The organism is Reyranella humidisoli (assembly GCF_019039055.1).
Classification (GTDB): Bacteria; Pseudomonadota; Alphaproteobacteria; order Reyranellales; family Reyranellaceae; genus Reyranella; species Reyranella humidisoli.
Genome location: NZ_JAHOPB010000001.1, coordinates 623,454 through 642,241, shown reverse-complemented (window position 1 = coordinate 642,241; position 18,788 = coordinate 623,454). Strand labels below are relative to the sequence as shown.

The 18,788-nt window shown below is 66.9% G+C and carries 17 protein-coding genes and 1 pseudogene; 10 read left to right on the top strand and 8 right to left on the bottom strand.

The window, feature by feature from the left end; all coding sequences use genetic code 11:
- Nucleotides 1–45: 45 nt before the first annotated feature.
- Both rutA and KQ910_RS03140 read left to right on the top strand, forming a co-directional pair.
- Entirely contained in the window at nucleotides 46–1,131 is a 1,086-nt protein-coding gene (rutA, locus tag KQ910_RS03145) for a pyrimidine utilization protein A (RefSeq protein WP_216957033.1), read from the top strand.
- A gap of 44 nt (nucleotides 1,132–1,175) precedes the next feature.
- On the top strand, nucleotides 1,176–1,970 hold the full coding sequence (locus KQ910_RS03140; RefSeq protein WP_216957032.1) for a transglutaminase domain-containing protein: 795 nt from the start codon (nucleotides 1,176–1,178) through the stop codon (nucleotides 1,968–1,970).
- A 40-nt stretch (nucleotides 1,971–2,010) separates the two neighbouring features.
- On the opposite strand, the gene KQ910_RS03135 is transcribed toward KQ910_RS03140, so the two are convergent.
- Complete coding sequence (locus tag KQ910_RS03135) at nucleotides 2,011–5,181, bottom strand: efflux RND transporter permease subunit (RefSeq protein WP_216957031.1); 3,171 nt, start codon at nucleotides 5,179–5,181, stop codon at nucleotides 2,011–2,013.
- Between the two features lie 3 nt (nucleotides 5,182–5,184).
- Nucleotides 5,185–6,315, bottom strand: a complete 1,131-nt coding sequence (locus KQ910_RS03130; protein ID WP_216957030.1) for an efflux RND transporter periplasmic adaptor subunit — start codon at nucleotides 6,313–6,315, stop codon at nucleotides 5,185–5,187.
- A gap of 136 nt (nucleotides 6,316–6,451) precedes the next feature.
- Between KQ910_RS03130 and KQ910_RS03125 the strand changes: the two genes are divergently transcribed.
- On the top strand, nucleotides 6,452–7,915 hold the full coding sequence (locus KQ910_RS03125; protein ID WP_216957029.1) for a hypothetical protein: 1,464 nt from the start codon (nucleotides 6,452–6,454) through the stop codon (nucleotides 7,913–7,915).
- 32 nt (nucleotides 7,916–7,947) lie between these two features.
- On the opposite strand, the gene KQ910_RS03120 is transcribed toward KQ910_RS03125, so the two are convergent.
- The 3 genes from KQ910_RS03120 to KQ910_RS03110 form a co-directional block, all read right to left on the bottom strand.
- Nucleotides 7,948–8,778 (bottom strand): universal stress protein, encoded by an 831-nt coding sequence (locus KQ910_RS03120; protein ID WP_216957028.1) that lies wholly within the window; start codon nucleotides 8,776–8,778, stop codon nucleotides 7,948–7,950.
- Nucleotides 8,779–8,885: 107 nt separating this feature from the next.
- A complete protein-coding gene (locus tag KQ910_RS03115) occupies nucleotides 8,886–9,332 on the bottom strand; it encodes a protein tyrosine phosphatase family protein (protein WP_216957027.1) in 447 nt (148 codons plus the stop codon).
- On the bottom strand, nucleotides 9,329–9,895 hold the full coding sequence (locus KQ910_RS03110) for a VUT family protein (protein WP_216957026.1): 567 nt from the start codon (nucleotides 9,893–9,895) through the stop codon (nucleotides 9,329–9,331). The genes KQ910_RS03115 and KQ910_RS03110 overlap by 4 nt, the downstream gene beginning before the upstream one ends.
- A gap of 94 nt (nucleotides 9,896–9,989) precedes the next feature.
- Here KQ910_RS03110 and KQ910_RS03105 point away from each other — a divergent pair, with 94 nt between their 5' ends.
- Nucleotides 9,990–10,508, top strand: a complete 519-nt coding sequence (locus KQ910_RS03105; RefSeq protein WP_216957025.1) for a DUF4142 domain-containing protein — start codon at nucleotides 9,990–9,992, stop codon at nucleotides 10,506–10,508.
- Between the two features lie 6 nt (nucleotides 10,509–10,514).
- Here the strand turns inward: KQ910_RS03105 and queC are convergent, their stop codons facing one another.
- Nucleotides 10,515–11,228, bottom strand: a complete 714-nt coding sequence (queC, locus tag KQ910_RS03100) for a 7-cyano-7-deazaguanine synthase QueC (protein ID WP_216957024.1) — start codon at nucleotides 11,226–11,228, stop codon at nucleotides 10,515–10,517.
- 83 nt (nucleotides 11,229–11,311) lie between these two features.
- On the opposite strand from queC, the gene KQ910_RS03095 reads away from it, so the two are divergent.
- Nucleotides 11,312–11,743, top strand: coding sequence for a CBS domain-containing protein (locus tag KQ910_RS03095; RefSeq protein ID WP_216957023.1), 432 nt, complete (start codon nucleotides 11,312–11,314; stop codon nucleotides 11,741–11,743).
- Nucleotides 11,744–11,982: 239 nt separating this feature from the next.
- Here the strand turns inward: KQ910_RS03095 and KQ910_RS03090 are convergent, their stop codons facing one another.
- Both KQ910_RS03090 and KQ910_RS26635 read right to left on the bottom strand, forming a co-directional pair.
- A complete protein-coding gene (locus KQ910_RS03090; RefSeq protein ID WP_216957022.1) occupies nucleotides 11,983–12,921 on the bottom strand; it encodes a tripartite tricarboxylate transporter substrate-binding protein in 939 nt (312 codons plus the stop codon).
- Between the two features lie 283 nt (nucleotides 12,922–13,204).
- Nucleotides 13,205–13,988: pseudogene (locus tag KQ910_RS26635) on the bottom strand (IS1380 family transposase); the annotation flags it as partial.
- Nucleotides 13,989–14,091: 103 nt separating this feature from the next.
- Here KQ910_RS26635 and KQ910_RS03080 point away from each other — a divergent pair.
- The 5 genes from KQ910_RS03080 (at nucleotide 14,092) to KQ910_RS03060 (ending at nucleotide 18,785) form a co-directional block, all read left to right on the top strand.
- A complete protein-coding gene (locus KQ910_RS03080) occupies nucleotides 14,092–14,844 on the top strand; it encodes an SDR family NAD(P)-dependent oxidoreductase (RefSeq protein ID WP_216957020.1) in 753 nt (250 codons plus the stop codon).
- Nucleotides 14,841–15,857 (top strand): P1 family peptidase, encoded by a 1,017-nt coding sequence (locus tag KQ910_RS03075; protein ID WP_216957019.1) that lies wholly within the window; start codon nucleotides 14,841–14,843, stop codon nucleotides 15,855–15,857. The genes KQ910_RS03080 and KQ910_RS03075 overlap by 4 nt, the downstream gene beginning before the upstream one ends.
- Entirely contained in the window at nucleotides 15,857–16,234 is a 378-nt protein-coding gene (gene crcB / locus KQ910_RS03070; RefSeq protein ID WP_216957018.1) for a fluoride efflux transporter CrcB, read from the top strand. Before KQ910_RS03075 ends, crcB begins: the two co-directional genes overlap by 1 nt.
- A complete protein-coding gene (locus KQ910_RS03065) occupies nucleotides 16,231–17,385 on the top strand; it encodes a BaiN/RdsA family NAD(P)/FAD-dependent oxidoreductase (protein ID WP_216957017.1) in 1,155 nt (384 codons plus the stop codon). Before crcB ends, KQ910_RS03065 begins: the two co-directional genes overlap by 4 nt.
- Nucleotides 17,386–17,462: 77 nt before the next feature.
- A complete protein-coding gene (locus KQ910_RS03060; protein WP_216957016.1) occupies nucleotides 17,463–18,785 on the top strand; it encodes an acetyl-CoA hydrolase/transferase family protein in 1,323 nt (440 codons plus the stop codon).
- Nucleotides 18,786–18,788 lie beyond the last annotated feature (3 nt).

Below are 18,788 nucleotides of genomic sequence, written 5' to 3'. Positions count from 1 at the left end.
TGGCATGCCGCTTGCTGCCGGGAGCCCATAGTCGAGGAGGGCTCCATGGACATCGGTGTGTTCATTCCGATCGGAAACAATGGCTGGCTGATCTCCACCACGTCGCCGCAGTATATGCCGAGCTTCGATCTCAACCGGCAGATCGTTCAGAAGGCCGAGGGCTACGGGCTCGATTTTGCCCTGTCGATGATCAAGCTGCGCGGCTTCGGCGGCGAGAGCGAGTTCTGGGACCACAATCTCGAATCCTTCACCCTGATGGCGGGCCTCGCCGCCGTCACGGAGCGCATCCGGCTCTATGCCTCGGTCGCGGTGCTCACCATCCCGCCGGCCATCGTCGCGCGCATGGCCTCGACCATCGATTCGATCTCGCACGGCCGGTTCGGCGTGAACATCGTGTCGGGCTGGGCCAAGGACGAATACGAGCAGATGGGGCTGTGGCCGGGCGAAGCCTATTTCGGTTACCGCTACGACTACAGCACCGAGTTCGTCACGGTGATGAAGGAGCTCTGGGAGACCGGCACGTCCGATTTCAAGGGCAAGTATTTCCAGATGTCGGACTGCAAGCTCTCCCCGCGCCCCGGGACGCCGATCAAGATCGTCAGCGCCGGCCAGAGCCCGCGCGGCATGGAATTCGGCGCGACCTACTGCAACTACAACTTCACCCTGGGCAAGGGCGTGAACACGCCGACCGCCCATGCGCCGACCAACCAGCTGATGGTCGATGCCGCGGCCAAGACCGGCCGCGACGTCGGCAACTACGTGCTGATGATGGTGATCGCCGACGAGACCGACGAGAAGGCGATGGCCAAGTGGAAGCTTTACAACGAGGGCGCCGACATGGGCGCGATGGCGTGGATGTCGGGCCAGGCCGACGCCGATCCCAACGCGGACGATGGCGGCACGGCCAAGCGCATCTCCGCGCCCGAGGGCGCGATCAACTTCAACATGGGCACCCTCGTGGGCTCCTATGCGAGCATCGCGAAGATGCTCGACGAATGTGCCACTGTGCCCGGCACCAAGGGCATCATGCTGACCTTCGACGACTTCCTGGCCGGCATGGACCAGTTCGGCCAGCACATCCAGCCGCTGATGAAGTGCCGCAGCGACCGCCTGGTCAAAGCCGCCGCCTGAGCGCCGCTTCCGGCCGAACCTGCTACCATGGTCGGATGACGACCATGGAGAATCCCGAGCGCTGGCGGCAGCACGGGCCGATGTCGGAGCCCGGCCGCGGGCCGCTCGGTTTCGACCGATTGCCCGCCGATGTCGGCGCGCTCTGCCGCATCGTGCAGGGCGTGCTCCTCCATTCGGATTGGATCGCGGCCTACGGGGTCGACGCGGCGCAGTTGCGGACCGTGTCACGCGAGACCTTGCCGCTCGTCGACCGGCTGCGCCAGATCGCCGATCTCGATGGTGGCGTCTTGACGGCCGGGCGGCCGCCGGACCGGCGCGCCGTCGGCACCTGTCGCGACTATGCGTTGATGCTCTGCGGCATGCTGCGCCAGCAGGGCGTGCCGGCGCGCGTGCGCTGCGGGTTCGCGGCCTATTTCAGCGGGGAGTGGGAGGACCACTGGATCTGCGAGTATTGGCGCGAAGGACGCTGGCATCGCGCCGATGCCCAGCTCGATCCCGTCATCGCGCCGCGTCTCGGCATCGGGTTCGATCTCGCCGATCTGCCGGACGACATGTTCGTCACCGCCGGCGAGGCCTGGCGGCGCTGCCGGTCGGGCGAGGCCGACCCCGAGAGCTTCGGGCACGGCCAGCAGGCGAGCGGTCTGTGGTTCGTGCGGGTGAACGTCGTGCGCGACCTTCATTCGGTGAACGGTCGCGAGACGTCGGATTGGGATACGTGGCGGCAGGCGACGGCGGCGCATCACGTCCTGTCGGACGCCGAGTGTGGCGAGACGGACGGGATTGCCGCCCAGCCTGAGAGGGCTTCCGCCGCGCCGCGCCCGCCCTGGCTCGGGCGCTGATCCAGATCTCCCCCAGCGGCCGCGCCGGGCGGCCCGCCGGTCAGTGCTCCGGCTTGGCCGTGGGCGGGGCCGGAGCCGGCGTCGCCGCCGGCTTGGTGCCCATCCAGCCCTTCACCGTCTCGCGGAAGCGCTGCAAGGCGACGTAGAGGCCCGGGATCACGAAGATGCCGAGGAACGACGCGGCGATCATGCCGCCGAACACCGCGGTGCCGACGGCGCGCTGGGTGGCGGCACCCGCACCCGAGGAGATGACCAGCGGCACCAGACCCAGGATGAAGGCGAACGACGTCATCATGACGGCCCGGAACCGCAAGTTGGCCGCCGTCGTGGCCGCGGTCACGATGTCGGCTCCCTTCTCGCGTTCGGCCATCGCGAACTCGATGATCAGGATGGCGTTCTTGGCCGCGAGCGCGATCAGCACGACGATGCCGATCTGGGCGAAGATGTTGTTGTCGAGGCCGGAGACGAACAGCGCCGTCACCGCGCCGAACAGGCCGACGATGACCGACAGCAGGGCCGCGACCGGGATCGCCGTGCTCTCGTAGAGGCCGACCAGGAAGAGGTAGGCGAAGACGACGGCGAGGCCCAGGATGAACCCGGTCTGGCCGCTGGCCGCCTTCTCCTGGAGCGCCGTGCCCGTCCACTCGAAGCCGTAGCCGGCAGGCAGGGTGCGGGTCGCGAGCTTTTCCATGGCGGCGATGGCGTCGCCCGAGGAGTAGCCCGGCGCGGGCGCCCCGTTCACCACCACGGAGCGCAGGTTGTTGTAGCGGACGACCGAGGAGGGCGCGGTGACCATCTCGATGTTCGCCACTGCCTGCAGCGGCACGAGTTCGCCGCTCGCCGAACGCACGCGTATGCGGAACACGTCGTTCACCTTGCTGCGGTCGGCGGCCTCGGCCTGCACCTTCACCTGCCAGGTCCGGCCGAACAGGTTGAAGTCGTTGGTATAGGCGCCGCCAAGCGCGGTCTGCATGGCGGAGAAGATGTCGGCGATCGAGATGCCCAGTGCCTGGGCGCGCTCGCGGTCGAGCTTGAGATTGATCTGCGGCGTCGAGGCACTGTAGGTGGTGTAGACCCCGGCAAGCTCCGGCACTTCCTGCGCCGAGATCATCACGCCGCGTGCCACGGCGGCGAGGTCGGCCGGCGCGGCGCCGGCGAGCGACTGAACCACGAACTCGAAGCCCGACGAATTGCCCAGCCCCATGATGGGCGGCAGGTTGAAGGCAAAGACGTTGGCGGACGCGATCTGGCTGAACGCGGCGTTCAGCTCCTTCAGTGCATTGAACACCGAGAGAGAGGGGTCTTTCCTCTGGTCGAACGGCTTCAGCTCGACCACGACCAGCGCACGGTTGGGCAGCGCCAGGCCGTCGATCAGGCTGTAGCCCGAGACGGTGAAGACGCTCTGCTTCCACGGCCGGTTCGCGATGGTCTTCTCGACCTCCTCGACGGCCGCCAGCGTGCGGTTGGTCGAAGCCGCGTCGGGGAGCTGCACCTCGGCCATGAAGGCGCCCTGGTCCTCGTCGGGCAAGAAGCCCGAGGGCACCATGGAGCCGATGCCGCCGGTCGCGGCAGCGAAGCCCACGACCAGCAGGAGCGCCACGATCCCGCGCCGCGCCATCGGCGTCACGACCTTGGTGTAGCCGTCGCGAGTCTTGTCGATGCGGCTTTGCATCCAGCCCATGACGCCGGTCGGCTTCTTGCGATGCTTCAGGATCAGCGAGCAGAGCGCCGGCGACAGCGTGAGCGCGTTGATCGCGGAGATGATCATCGAGACCGACACGGCCACGGCGAACTGCGCGTAGAGCTGGCCGGAGATGCCGGGGATGAAGGCTGTCGGGATGAATACCGACAGCAGCACCAGCGTGATGGCGATGATCGGTCCGGTGACCTGGCCCATGGCCTTCTCGGTCGCCTGGGGGACCGTGAGCTCGGGCTCGTGTTCCAGGATGTGTTCGACCGCCTCGACCACGACGATGGCGTCGTCGACCACGATGCCGATGGCCAGCACCAGCGCCAGCAGCGAGATGGTGTTGGCCGAGTAGCCCAGCGCCAGCATGACGGCGAAGGTGCCGATCAGCGCGACCGGCACGGCGATGATGGGAATCAGCGTGGCGCGCAGGTTGCCGAGGAAGATGAAGACCACGATCGCCACGAGGACGAAGGCCTCGATCAGCGTGGAGATCACGCTTTTGATCGTGGCCTGCACGAACACGGTCGTGTCGTACATGACGTTGTAGGCGACATCCTCGGGGAAGCGCGGCTCCAGCGCCTTGATCGCGTCGCGCACGCCCTTGGCCGTGGCCAGGGCATTGGCGCCGGGGAGCTGGTAGATCTGGATACCGGCCGCGGCCTGGCCGTTGTAGCGGCCGAGCTGGTCGCTGGTTTTGGCGCCGAGCTCGACACGGGCGATGTCCTTGACCCGCACCAGCGCGCCGTCGGACTTGGCGCGCACCACGATGTTCTCGAACTCCTCGACCGTAACGAGGCGGCCCTGGGTGGTGATGTTGAGCTGGAAGCTGACATCGTCGAGCAATGGCGCCGCGCCCACCAGGCCGACGGCGGCCTGCACGTTCTGGCTTTGCACCGCCTGCACCACCTCGTTGGGGGTGATGTCGAGGCTCGCCATGCGCTCGAGGTTCAGCCAGATGCGCATCGAGTAGTCGAGCGCGCCGAACAGCGTGGCCTCGCCGACGCCCGGAACGCGCCGCAGCGTGTCGAGCAGGGTGATGGTCGCGAAGTTCGACAGGAACAGCGCGTCGCGCGAACCGTTCGGCGAATAGACGGCCACCACCTGCAGCAGCGCCGAGGACTGCTTCTTGGTGGTGACGCCGAGCCGCTGGACCTCGGGCGGCAGGAGCGCGATGGCCTGGTTGACCCGGTTGTTGACGTTGACGGTGTTGAGGTCGGGGTCGGAGCCGACCTCGAAGCTGACGCTGAGCGCGTAGCTGCCGTCGCCGCCCGACGTCGACTTCATGTAGATCATGCGCTCGACGCCGTTCACCTGCGCCTCGATGACCTGCGCCACGCTTTCCTCGACCGCCTGGGCCGAGGCGCCGGGATAGGTCGCGGTGACGCGGACCTGCGGCGGTACGATGTCGGGGAACTGCGCCACCGGCAGCGCCGTCATGGCGATGATGCCGGCGATGGTGATGACGGTGGAGATGACAAACGCCAGCCGCGGCCGGCGGATGAACAACGACGAGATCGTCATGACTTACTGCTTCTGCGTCGAGGCTGCGGGCGGCGCCACGGTGGGATTGACCGTCATGCCCGGCCGCACGCGCTGCTGGCCCTGGACGATGACCCTTTCGCCAGCTTGGAGGCCCGAGGTGATGGCGACCATGCCGTCTCGCGACACACCGGTCCTGACCCTCTTCTGCTCGACCACGTTCTTGTCGTTGACGACGAACAGATAGGCGCCGGTCTGGTCCTGGGCGATGGCGGCCTGCGGCACGGCGACCGCCGTCGGCACCGTCTCGCCCTCGATGATGACGCGCAGGGTCTGGCCGTCGGTCAACACGCCGCCCGTGTTGGGGAAGGTGGCGCGCACGATCTGGCCGTCGGTCTTGGCGTCGACCGTGTTGTCGATGAAGTCGATCTTGCCCTTTTCCTTGTAGATCGAGCCGTCGGCCAGCCGGATGCGCACGACGATGCCGTTCGGATCGGCGGCCTGCTCGCGGCGGGCGTCGAGCAGCTCACGCTGCGTCACGGGGAAGAGCACACGGATCGGATGCTCGCTGACGACGGTTGCCAGCACGCCCGAATCGGGGCTGACGAGGTTGCCCGGCGAGAAGGCGGCACGGCCGATGCGGCCGTCGATCGGCGACTTGATCTCGGTGTAGGACAGCTGCAGTTCGGCATCGCGGAGCTGGGCGCTGGCGTCCTCGACCTGGGCCTTGGCCTGGAGCTGCTCGGACAGGCGCTGGTCGTAGGTGACCTGGGTGCCGGTGTTGGTGCGCAGCAGCTCGGCGGCGCGCTTGAGCTGCATCTCGGCGTTTGCCAGCGCCGCCAGCGAGGCATCCCGCTGGGCCTTCTTCTGGTCGACCGCCGCCTGGTAGGTCTCGGGCTCGATGGTGAAGACGATCTGGTCCTTCTTGACCTGGTCGCCGTCGGCGAACTTGCGGGGCCCGAGGAAGCCCTTCACCCGGGCGCGCAGCTCGACCTTGTCGACGGCGGCGGCGCGGCCGATGAACTCGGCCTGGTCGGCGATCGGCTTCATCTCGGCGGGCTGGACGAGGACGGCCGGCGGCGGACCGCCTTGCTGGGCGAGCGCCGGTGTCATGCCGCAGGCGACCCAAAGCGCCGCAGCGACGAGCATCGATGCCGTCGAACGCCGGTTTCTCATCGTCATTTTCCCCGCTTAAATCTAGCGCCGGAAGAGTGCCTCAATTCCCCTGGATGGTCACGGCAATTCAGGCCGATTGGGCCTTGCAAGACAGCGTGTGATCGGAGAGGAGTCGGGGATGCAGGCGTTGCGATGGATGGCTCTCGTTTTCGCGGCGGTGTGCGCCGTCGCGCCATTGCACGCCTCGGCTCAGACGCAGCCTACGGTTCAGGCTCCGGCGCAGGGTCCGGGCCAGGCGGCCCCTGCCCAGGCGCCAGGCTCGGCGCAGCGCAGCAGCTTCGCCAATCCCGCCGAGTACGACAGCTACATGGCGGCACTGAACACGAAGGATCCCGCGCGCAAGGCGCAGGCGATGGAAGTGTTCATCGCGTGGTATCCCGGCAGCATCCTGCGGTTCGAGGCGCACGAACAGGCGATCTCGGCGTGGCAGGCCGCCAACCAGCCGGCCAAGGCCGACGTGCTGGTCGCCCGCCTGCTGCAGGTCGATCCCGACAATGTGCGCGCGCTTGCCAACCGGGCCTATGTGGGACGCCTCAAGGCCTCCGGAGGCGAGGCCGCGGCGCTCGCCGGCGCGGTGACGGCCTCGCAGCGCGGCCTCGCCGTGATGCCAAAGTGGCAGAAGCCGGCGCTGCTCGACGACGAGGGCTTCGCGAAGGTGAAGGAGCAGCTCGCCGGCATCTTCAACGGCGTGCTGGGCTTCGCGGCGTTGCAGGAGAAGGACTACGACAAGGCGCGCGTATTCTATCGCGAGGCGGTCGCGGCCGACCCCACCAATCTTCAGGATGTCTATCAGTACGCCGTCGTGCAGCTCGAAGGCTCGCCGGTCGATGCGCTGGGCTTCTGGTACGGCGCCCGCGCGATCGCCATCGCGAAGGCGGCGAAGAACGATTCGGCCGCGCAGGACATCGACCGCTATGTTCGCTCGCGCTATCGCGTCTATCGCGGCAGCGAGGAGGGATGGGACGCGATCGTGACGCGGGTGGCGAACGAAACCGCGCCGCCGGCCAACTTCAAGAGATCGATCCCGCGCGCCATGACGCCGCCGGAACAGGCGCTGCAGGTGCTGGAGGACAACGAGGTCAACAAACTCACCCCGGCACAGTGGGTTCTCGTGTTGCGTCACCGCGATGTCAGCCCGGCCAACAAGCGCGCGGCCGAGGCGGTGTGGAAGGCGATCGGCGAGAGGCAGGCCGCCTCGCGGCTCAAGCTCATGTTCAAGGTGATCTCGGTCACGCCCGAGCGCATCGAAGGCGCGATCACCGACGAGGCGCAGGCCGGCAATCTCGTCGACATCGAGGTCACGACGTCGCGTCCGCTGAACCCGCCGCCGTCGGTGGGCACGAAGATCGCGATGTTCGGCACGCTGAGCGACTACCGCACGCAACCGTTCATGTTCCGCTTCGTCCGCGCCGAACTCGCACCGGAATCGATGCCGGTCGCCGGCGGACAGTGCGCCGATCCGCGGCCGCAGATGTGCACCAAGGATTATCGGCCCGCCTGCGGGCAGTTGCGCGACGGCTCACGCAAGACCTACAGCAACGCCTGCACCGCGTGCACCGACCCGCAGGTCGTGGCCCAGGGCGCGGGCGCCTGCCCGTAAGGACTTTCGCCTGCGGCCGAGCTTTGCTCGGCCTAGTGAGCCATCAACAGCGGCACGCGGCAGGATGAGATGACCTTGCCGGTCGCGCCGCCGAGGCCGAGGAAGCTCAGCACCTGGCCGCGGCCGTAGGCGCCCATCACCAGCAGGTCGGCGCCCTTGCCGTGCGTGTAGTCGAGCAGGGCGCGGCCGCGTGCACGGCCCGACACAGCGCCGGGATCGATCGCGTCGATGACGGTCTTGATGCCGTGGCGGCCGAGGTTGCGCGCGAGGTACGAGGCGCCGACATCGTCGGCCTTCGAGCCGACGACCAGCAGCGTCACGCTGTTGGCCTTCGCGAGGAACGGCAGGGAGTATTCGACGGCGCGGGCGGCCTGGAAGCTGCCGTTCCATGCCACGACGATCGAGCCGAAGCCGCCGCTGCCGGCGTTCGGCGGCGCGATCATGACGGCGCGGGCGCATTCATGGATGGCGGCCTCGACGGTGGCGGGCGCCACGTTCTCGGGATCGGAGCCGGGACGGCCGAGCACCACCAGGTCCGAGCAGCGGCCCATCGCGACCAGCGTGTCGAGCGTCGCGGTCTCGGCGGCGGTATAGGTCGAGCCCGCCAGACCACCGAGCACTTCCTTGTACGCGCTCTCGGACGCCTTGCTGCGCTCCTCGAGCCGGTCGTCATCGAGGTTCATGATCAGGGGCATCGCCTCGCCGCTCATGGCGAGACCGCCGACGGCGCCGCCGGCCGGACCGACCGGGAGGTGCAGCGCGTCCACGCTGGCGTCGAAGATCGAGGCGACCCGGGCGGCGAGCCGGAACGACATCGCGGCATCGGGACCGCCCTCGGACACGGCCAGAATCGACTTCATCATGTGAACATTCCCCCAACGGATCTCTTCAGGACGCGCGATTAAGAAGCGGCAGCGCGTCCGGTGCAAGCCAAGTCTTTCGGCCGGCGGCTTTGGCCGCCGTTCACATGTCAGCTTCGCGCCGCTTGCGCGAGACCGGTCATCAGGTCGGCCGCGCCGCTCAACTCCTGTCCGGCCTTGCGGGCGCCCTGAAGCACCTCTTCGAGGGAGCGGCCATTGGCCAGCGACGCGGCGCCCCAGAGAAGCGCCGAGCGCATGCCGCTCTTGCAGAAGGCGACGACCCGGCCGTCGCCGCCCGCCAGCAGATCGGCGAGGGCGCGCACCTGGTCGGGCGTCGCGCGCGGACCGGAGAAGGGCAGGTCGAGGAATTGCAGTCCGGCTGCCTCGGCGGCCGCCCGCAGGTCGGCGGTCCTTGGCTGGCCGTACAAGGCCTCGCCGTCGGGCCGGTTGTTCACCACGGCGGTGAAGCCCGCGCCGGCGATCTCCTTCATGTCGGCTGGCGTGAGTTGGCCCGACACGGACACATTGTCGTCCACGGGGAGAAGGGAAAGGCTCATGTCGACAACTCGCGTTTGCGGATCCAGTGAATGAAGGGCAGGGCCAGCAGCACCATCCAGAGCTTGCCCATGATCTGCCCGGCCACATAGTCGAGGCTGCCGAAGGCCAGCCACAGGAACAGGACGCTGTCGGCCACCAGCCCGACGACGCTGCTGGCCAGCACCGCCAGGACCAGGCCGCGCGACTGCAGCGGCGTGTAGACGGCGAAGTCGGCGAGTTCGGAGAGCAGGAAGGCGGCGGTCGAGGCGACGAGAAGCTGAGGCGGCGCGACGGCGCCCGACAGGGCCGCGCCGGCCACGATGGCCCCCAGGGTGACGCCGCGACCCAGGCGCCGCTGCACGAGATCACGAAGGACCAGCGCCAGGCCGATCATCAGCACGCCCGACGGCGCCATCAGCGGCTTGGCCCCTGGGCCCCACGGCCAGACCGGCACCAGGCACGGACCCTGCGGCACGCAGACGGTTCCGACATGCCCGATCATCCAGTTGGCGAGCGGGATGCAGGCGACGAAAGCCAGGAAGTAGGCGAGGCCTTCGATCTTGGCCTGCTTGGACGAAATCATGCCCGCGCTCCTAGCAGGTCTGTTGCGCCACTGGAACCCAGGGGAACCCGCCCGCACTGGTTGCGTTCAAGAGTACACAATTCAGGAGTATTTCATGCAGCCCATCGCCCGCCGCTCTGTCCTGTTCGGCGTTGCCGCCCTGTCGGTTCTTCCGGCCGGCGCCGCGTTCGCCGTCAACGCGCTACCCGACGCCCGTTTCGTGGGCTTCGCCCAGGAGTTCAACGACTTCGAGATCGCCTCGGGCCGCCTCGCGCTCGCCAAGTCGACGAACGAGAACGTCCGCGGTTTCGCGGCCCGCATGGTCGCGGACCAGACCGAGGCCGCGCAGTACCTCAGCAAGTCGCGCCAGGAGGCCGGCGTCTCGTACGCGCCCGATCCGAGCAACGCGCCGGGCTGGACCGCGACCCTGCAGCGGCTGAACGTGCTGGAAGGCGTCGAATTCGACACCTCCTACGCCAACGCCCAACTGGCTGCGCACATCGATGCCAACGCGCAGTATGGCGCCTATTCGCAGGACGGCGGCAACGGTGCGCTGCGCCGCTATGCCCAGGGCCAGCTTCCGAAGATCCAGCAGAACCTGACCGGCGCCCGTCAGCTCGCGGGCGGCCGCTAACCTCTCTCAGAGCGAGGATTTTCCCTCGCGCCAGGCCACGAAGCCCCGCTTGCGAAGTGCGCAGGCGGGGCATTCGCCGCACCCGTATCCCCAGTCATTTCGCGGACCGCGTACGCTGTCGTAGCAGGTATGGGTGTGCTCCAGGACCAGCTCGACGAGCGGATTGCCGCCCAGCGCGTTCGCCAGCCCCCAGGTCTCGGCCTTGTCGAGCCACATCAGCGGTGTGTGCAGCACGAAGGCGCGATCCATTCCGAGGTTGAGCGTGACCTGCAGCGCTTTGATCGTGTTGTCGCGGCAGTCCGGATAGCCCGAGAAATCCGTCTCGCACATGCCGCCCACCAGGTTGCGGATGTTTCGCCGCCACGCGACGGCCGCGGCGAAGGTGAAGAACAGCAGGTTGCGGCCGGGCACGAAGCTGTTGGGCAGGCCGTCCTTTTCCATCGCGAAGGCGACGTCGCGCGTCAGCGAGGTTTCGCTGATCTGGCCCAGCACGCCCATGTCGATGAAATGGTCCTCGCCCAGCCGGTCGGCCCACTGAGGGAAGCGGCGCCTGACCTCGTCGAGAACGATAAGCCTTTGATCCAGCTCGATTCGATGCCTCTGGCGGTAGTCAAAAGCCACCGTCTCGACATGCGTGAATCGCTCTAGCGCCCAGGCCAGACACGTGGTGGAATCCTGACCGCCGGAGAAGAGGACGAGGGCTGACCGAGCATCGTTCATGAGGGGCTTTATCGCCCGCAACCTCCCTTCGCGCCACAGCGTTGGCTTGTTTACCAGTCCTGCAACCACGGAGGGAGGAACCGATGTTCGTCTCCGATATCCTGTCGCGTAAGGGCGGTCTCGTTTTCACGGTCACGCCGGGCACCACGGTCGGCCAGATCTCCCAGCAGCTGAGCACGCGTCGCATCGGGTCTGTGCTGATTCTCGATTCCGACGATTCGGTCGCCGGCATCGTCTCCGAGCGCGACCTCGTGCACGCCTTCGCCAGGCACGGCGCCGCCGCCCTGGATCTCGAGGCCCGCGCCGTCATGACCCGCGATGTCGTGACCTGCGATCCCGACGATTCGATCGACCATGTCATGCAGCTCATGACGCGCGGTCGATTCCGTCACCTGCCGGTTGTGCGTCACGGCGAACTGCTGGGCCTCGTCTCCATCGGCGACGTCGTGAAGACGCGTCTCGAAGAGGCCCGTCAAGAGACCGAGGCGCTGCGGGCCTACATCGTCGCCGGCTAATGGCAACGCTTAAGTGCGGATTCCACCAAGTACTGCTGCCTGCGGCGCGTGTCCCTGCGCCCGGGGGCGGGTGATAGACCACTAATACGGATTCGGCCGGACAAGGTAGATTTCTTGCCATGATCGCGAGAGGCGCGCGCGGCGTACATCCCCTACAAGACGTTCGAAGGTTCCCTGGCGGTCCTTTCAACGAACCGCCAGGACCCTGAGGCTTGCTGCATCGGCAGGATCGCCCGCGTTCAGCCGTACACGTCCTTCAGCACCCGACGGTCGCGTGCCAGAGTTTCGAGCACCACTTGCGGCCCGTCGATCTGCAGTGGAATGCGCAGCTTGCGCGCCTCGGCGTGCATGGCCTCGTTCCCGGCAATCGACAGCAGCGCTGCCGTCGCCTTGTCGGTGAAGGCTTTATCGGCAGTTGCGGCGGACCATACCGCAAAGCTGAAAGCAAACGCTGCCTTGGGGTCGCCCACGATCTCGGCAAAGGTCGGAACATTGGGCAGTTCGGGCGCCCGCTCGGCGCCAAAGGTGGCGAGGAACCGCAACTTATCCTTGGCAGAAGCCTTCTCGTTGTAAGTCAGGGCCCAGTCAGTACCAAAGTGCGCGAGGTCGGCCTTGCCGCTCAATAACAAGGCGGCAGCGGAGGCCCAGCTATTCGACGGTTGCATCGTGAAGGAGATGCCTGTGCGCTTCTTGACCATGTCCAATAAAAGGCGCTCAGATCCACCCTCGGGCATCGTTAATGCCGAACTCTTCGAGGCGTTGGACATACCCTGCCAGTCTTTCAGCGCCGAGTCCTCGCGAACAGCGATAGCTAGTGACATGCCACGGGTGAGCTTGGCGACTGGCCTGAGGTCGGCCAGCAGCTTGTCGCCCTCGAATTCCCACCTAGCCAGTATATCCGGACAATTTATCAGAAGCGTGCGGCTGTCGGGCTTCGAGCGGATAGTCTCCCGCGTCCCAAGCTTGCCACCGTCGCCTGCCACAAAATCGATGACGACCGGCATTCCCATCGCTTTGGTGAAAGGCCCTTGGATGAGTTGAAATAATTGGCCGACCTGACCGCCTTGTCCCCAAGGCACGATCACCCTGATGCTGTCCGCGGCGAGTGCGCCGCGGTTAATCATGAAACTGCCCGCAACGGCGGCTCCCAGTTTCAATGCAGTTCTGCGGCTGGTCATGGCGTTTCTTTCTGGTCATTTCGCTCTGGTCATGGAGGGGTGCGGCCCGGGTACGAGAAACCCGACTGGCCTAAACCGACATTCTCCAGATGAACCCCAAGAGTGGGGCGAAAGCTAGCATTCTGCCTGGTTCCGGGGAAGCCATGAGCGGCCTGTGCGGTTTTCCCGGCGCCCCTGGCAGCGTCCACCGTCCAAAACGAGCTTTGATCCATCGATTTGCCCCTTTCCCTCGTAATTCAGACGCACTCCTCCCATGGTGACAACGCATCCGCCCCGTTCAGTCCTACGTCGGAGCTGGCCGTCTTCGCAGCCCGTCGATCAGCCGCAGCATTTTCTCGAACAGTTCCTTCGGCACCGCGACCTCGGTCATCTGGAAGACGGCGTAGCGGGCGTGGCGCACGACCTTGGCACCGATCTTGATCAGCTTCTCCCGCAGGCTGGTCAGCGACCGCTGCGCAACCGCCTCGGGTAGCGCCAGGGTCCGCATGAAGTTGGCGAGATTGTAGGCCAGCACGTGCAACTGGAGACGCACCGCATTGGCGGCGAACGAGCAACATGACAGCCGCGTCCACTTGATCGCGTTCTTGCCTTCCTTGATCCATTGCTCGCACGTCCCGCGCTTGTTGTAGAAGGCGACGACCCGTTCCACTGGTCGGGACAGATTGGTGACGATAAAGCTGACGAGGGGATAAAGCTCACCGGTGCCACTCGACCTTGGCGACGACGCGTCGTGGCATCGCCCAGCTCTGCGCCTGATAGCGGAAGCTGGCGTAGTATCGTCGGATCGTGATCGGCGGGCGACCAACAGGGCGCTTGAGCAGGTAGCCGATGCGCTCCTGGAGGATGCGGTTGGCGGGCAGCCGGATCGTGTACTTGTAGCCTTCGGCCTCCAGGAACTCGTAGACCTCGGGGTTGGCGAAGGCGGTATCGGCGCGGAAGTAGCGCCGGCGGTCACGCTCCCGTTAGCGGGCCACGACTGGTTCGAGCACCGCTTTCCAGCCGTCTGCCGAATGGACGTTGCCGGGGCGCAATGCAGAACGCTCCAGATCGCCGAACCGATCAAACAAATGGATTCGGATCGGCTCAGTTCAATGGTTCATCCGGGAAATGCGGGTTAAGTTCGCAGTCGATCTCCGCTAGGGTCCCGGCCGGACCCTGGGCGGAGAAGGCATGTCATTACCCCTGCAAGGCAAGGTCGCGCTGGTGACGGGCGCGGGCAAGAATATCGGCCGCGCGATCGCGCTGACCCTGGCGCGCGATGGCGCGTCGATCGTGGTCAACGGCCGGTCGGACAAGGCGGCGGTCGATTCCGTCGTGGCGGAGATCGAGGCGTCCGGCGGCAAGGCGATGGCCGCGATGGGCGACGTGTCCGATCCCGCCGTGCCACCCCGCCTCGCGGCCGAGGCGGCCGCGAAGTTCGGCGGCGTCGACATCCTTGTGAGCAACGCCGGCCTGCGCCGCCAGACTTCTTTCCTCGACATGTCGTTCGACGAGTGGCGGGAGATCATGTCGGTCGCGCTCGACGGCGCGTTCCTTCTGGGCAAGGCGATCGTGCCGCAGATGGTGGCGCGCGGCGGCGGCGCCTTCGTGGCGCTGTCGGGCATCTCCACGCATGTCGGCACACCCAACCGCTGCCACGTCTCGGCGTCGAAGTCGGGACTGGAAGGGCTGATGCGGGCGCTGGCGGTAGAATTGGCGCCCCACAGGATCACCTGCAACGCCCTGGCGCCGGGCGCCATCGATACGACGCGCGGAGCGGCCGCCGGCGCGGCGCCGCCCAATCGCGTGAACCGGCCCATTCCGCTCAAGCGCTTCGGCACGGTCGAGGAGATCGCAGCGATGGTGCGCCTGCTGGTCGGACCGGAAGGCACCTTCATCACCGGCCAGACCATCCATGTGAACGGCGGTGAGTTCCTGACATGAGGAACCTGATCACCGACGTGGCCGGCGTGCTGGTCGGCAACGCCCAGGACATGCGCGCGGCCACGGGCGCCACAGTCGCGATCTTCGAGGAGGGCGCGATCGCCAGCATCTCGACCTTGGGCGGCGCACCGGGCGATCGCATGGCCACCTCGCTCGAACCCGAGGCGGTGGGGCAGGCGATCGACGCCGTCGTGCTGTCGGGCGGTTCGGTCTACGGGCTCGACGCCGCAGGCGGTGCGTCGGCCGTGCTGTGCCAGCGCGGACAGGGGCGCACGTTCGGCGGCCTCGCCATTCCCGTCGCGGTGCAGGCGATCCTGTTCGACCTGATCAACGGCGGCGAAAAGGACTGGATGCGCGAGCCGGTGAAGCACAAGCCGCCCTACTGGGATCTCGGCCGCGATGCGGCGCTGGTGGCATCGCACGAATTCGCGCTGGGCACCGCAGGCGCGGGCGTCGGCGCGACGACGGCCGGCCTGAAGGGCGGGCTGGGCTCGACCAGCGCGAAGACAAGCCAGGGCTTCACGGTCGGCGCGCTCGTCGCGGTGAATGCGGTGGGTGCGGCGACGATCGGCAGCGGCCCGCATTTCTGGGCCGGCGCCTATGAGCAGGGCAACGAATTCGGCGGCCTGGGCTGGCCCGCGAAGCTGCCCGACGATGCGCTCAGGATGCGTTTCAAGGGACAGCCGCTGCCGGTGACAGCGACCACCATCGCCCTGGTCGCCACCGACGCGACGCTCACCAAGGCGGAGTGCAAGCGTCTCGCCATCATGGCCAATGACGGGCTCTCGAAGTCGTTGCGGCCGGTGCATGCGCCCAACGACGGCGACACGGTGTTCGCGGCGGCGACCGGCCGTGCGGGCCCGGGGGGCAATCCGCCGATCCTGACGGAACTGGGCACGGTCGCGGCCGACTGTCTGGCGCGGGCGGTGGCGCGGGGCGTCTACGAGGCGACGGCGCTGCCGTTTCCCGGCGCCGTGCCCGACTGGAAGACGAAGTTCGGAGGCAGGCGCTAATGAGCTACCTGATCGTCTTCGTGGGCGCGGGCATCGGTGGCGCGGCGCGCCACGGCATGAACATCTGGGTGGCGCGGCTGCTGGGCTCGCACTTCCCGTGGCACACGCTGGTCATCAACATCCTGGGCTCGATCGTAATGGGCCTGATCACCGGCTGGTTCGCCGAACGGATCGGCGCAGCCGGGCACCTTCGTCTGTTCCTCGCCACCGGCATCATGGGCGGCTTTACGACCTTCTCCGCCTTCTCGCTCGATGCGATGCTCCTGTGGGAGCGGCATGAGTATCTGATGGCGGCGCTCTATGTCGGCGGCTCGGTCGCCGGCGCCATCGCGGGCCTGGCCGCCGCGCTCTGGATCATGGGCAAGGCGCTGGCGTGAGCCAGCCGAACACCTTCGACGTCGTCGTGCTGGGCGGCGGCGCCGCGGGGCTGATGTGCGCGATGCGGGCGGGCCAGCGCGGACGCAAGGTGCTGCTGCTCGACCATGCCGAGAAGGTCGGCAAGAAGATCCTGATCTCGGGCGGCGGGCGCTGCAACTTCACCAATCTCGACGCGCGGCCGGAGGCGTTCCTCTCGGCCAACCCGCATTTCTGCAAATCGGCGCTGGCACGTTACACGCAGCACGATTTCATCGAGCTGGTGAACCGGCACCGCATCGCCTGGCACGAGAAGACGCTGGGCCAGCTCTTCTGCGACGGCTCGGCGCGTCAGATCGTGGCGATGCTGCTCGACGAATGCGCGGCCGTGGGCGTCGACGTGCGGGTCGCGCACAAGGTCACGCGCGTGGAGAAGTCGGATCGCTTCACCGTCGCCACGGACCATGGCGATTTCTCCGCCGCGTCGGTCGTGCTGGCGACGGGTGGCTTGTCGATCCCCAAGATGGGCGCGAGCGGCTTCGCGCACGAGGTGGCGCGTCACTTCAAATTGCGCGTCACGGACACGCGGCCGGCGCTGGTGCCGCTCACGCTGCCCGTGCCCGAGATCAGCGGCGTGGCCCTCGACGTCGAGGCGCGCTGCGGCCGCGCACGCTTCCGCGAGGCGCTGCTGTTCACCCATCGCGGGCTGTCGGGGCCGGCGATCCTGCAGGTTTCGTCCTACTGGAAGCCCGGTCAGGAGATCGTGGTCGACCTGCTGCCCGATCTCGATGCGGCGTCGCTGCTGAAGGAGCGCAAGCGGACACGACCCAAGGCCGAGTTGCGCACGATCCTCGCGGAAATCCTGCCGCAGCGGCTGGCGCAAAGCCTGGCGACCGAAGGCACCATGGCGGGCCAGCGCGACCGCGATCTCGAAACGCTCGCGAACCGGCTCAAGCTCTGGACGTTCGTGCCGGGCGGAACCGAGGGCTACGCCAAGGCCGAAGTCACGCTGGGCGGCATCGATACCGACGGGCTCTCGTCGAAGACGATGGAGGCGAAGAAGGTCCCCGGCCTCTACGCGATCGGCGAGGCGGTCGACGTCACCGGCTGGCTGGGCGGCTACAACTTTCAGTGGGCCTGGTCGAGCGGCTGGGTGGCGGGCGAGGCGGCCTGACCCGGCTTGTTGACCGTGATGCCCTTGTCAGTTCAAGTGAGCACGGGGCGCAGTTGTGAGCTGCGCGGAGGATTGAAATGACCGCAACACGGTATGCTGACCTGTACATGGCCAAGCTGACGACTGCCGAGAAGGCGGTTGCGGGTGTTCCCGATGGGGCGACGGTTTCCCTCGGCATGGCGATCGGCCAGCCGCCGGCCTTGCTGGCGGCACTTGCCGCCCGGCTGCGGTCCAACGATCTCAAGCGCATTCGACTCTATTACAAGATCGCCATGGAGCCGTTGGCCAAGTCGCTGCTGGCCGAGGATGTGATCGAGAAGGTCGACGCCCACAGCTTCTTCATTGGCGGTCCCGACCACGAGATCATCAAGCGCCAGGTCAAGACTGGCCTCAAGCTGCTGAGCTTCGTTCCCGTCAACTTCAGCCAGATTCCCCGCCTGTTCGAGGAAATCATCGCGCTCGACACCTTCGTGGTGACCGTCTCGCCGATGGACGGCGGCGGGTTTTTCTCGCTGGGGACGAACAACGACTTCGCCTCGACCGCCGCACGGCGATGCAAGCGCCTGATCGTCGAGGTCAATCGCAACATGCCGCGGGTGTTCGGGCAGTCGCAGGTTCATGTGAGTGAAGTGGCCGCGATCGTTGAGAATCACGTGCCGCTGATCGAAGCGGGTGTCGCCGAACCATCACCCGAGGGACGCGCCATCGGTGCTCTGGTCGCGCCCATGGTGCCGAACGGCGCCACGATCCAGCTCGGCATCGGCAAGATACCCTCCGGTGTTGCCATGGCCCTGGAGAAACATTCGGACCTTGGCATCCATACCGAGCTGTTCTCGCCGGCCATGGCTGACCTGGTACAGAAGGGCGTCATCACCGGCGCGCGCAAGACGCTCCACCCCGGCAAGCACGTCTTCACCGTGGCCTTCGGCACGACCGACTCCTACGCCTTCATGAACGATAACAGCGCCTTCGAGAGCTACGCCTCGTCCTACGTGAACGACATCCGGGTCATCGCGCAGCACGACGACTTCATCTCGGTCAATACGGCGATCGAGATCGACCTCTACGGGCAGGTCAACGCCGAGTTCATCGGCGAGCATGAGTACAGCGGCTCGGGTGGCCAGTTCGACTTCGTGAAGGGCGCCTCGCTGGCGAAGCGTGGCAAGTCGATCATCGCGATCCAGTCGACGGCGCGAAAGGGAACGGTCTCCAGTATCGTGCCCAAGGTCGCGATGGTGACCGACCTTCGCATGGACGTGGAATGGGTGGTCACCGAACACGGTGCGGTGAACCTGCGGGGCAAGTCGACCAAGGAACGCGCGCTGGCGTTGATCGGGATTGCCGATCCGTCCTTCCGCGACGAGCTGATGTCGGCGGCCCGCAAAGTCACATTGATCTGAGGG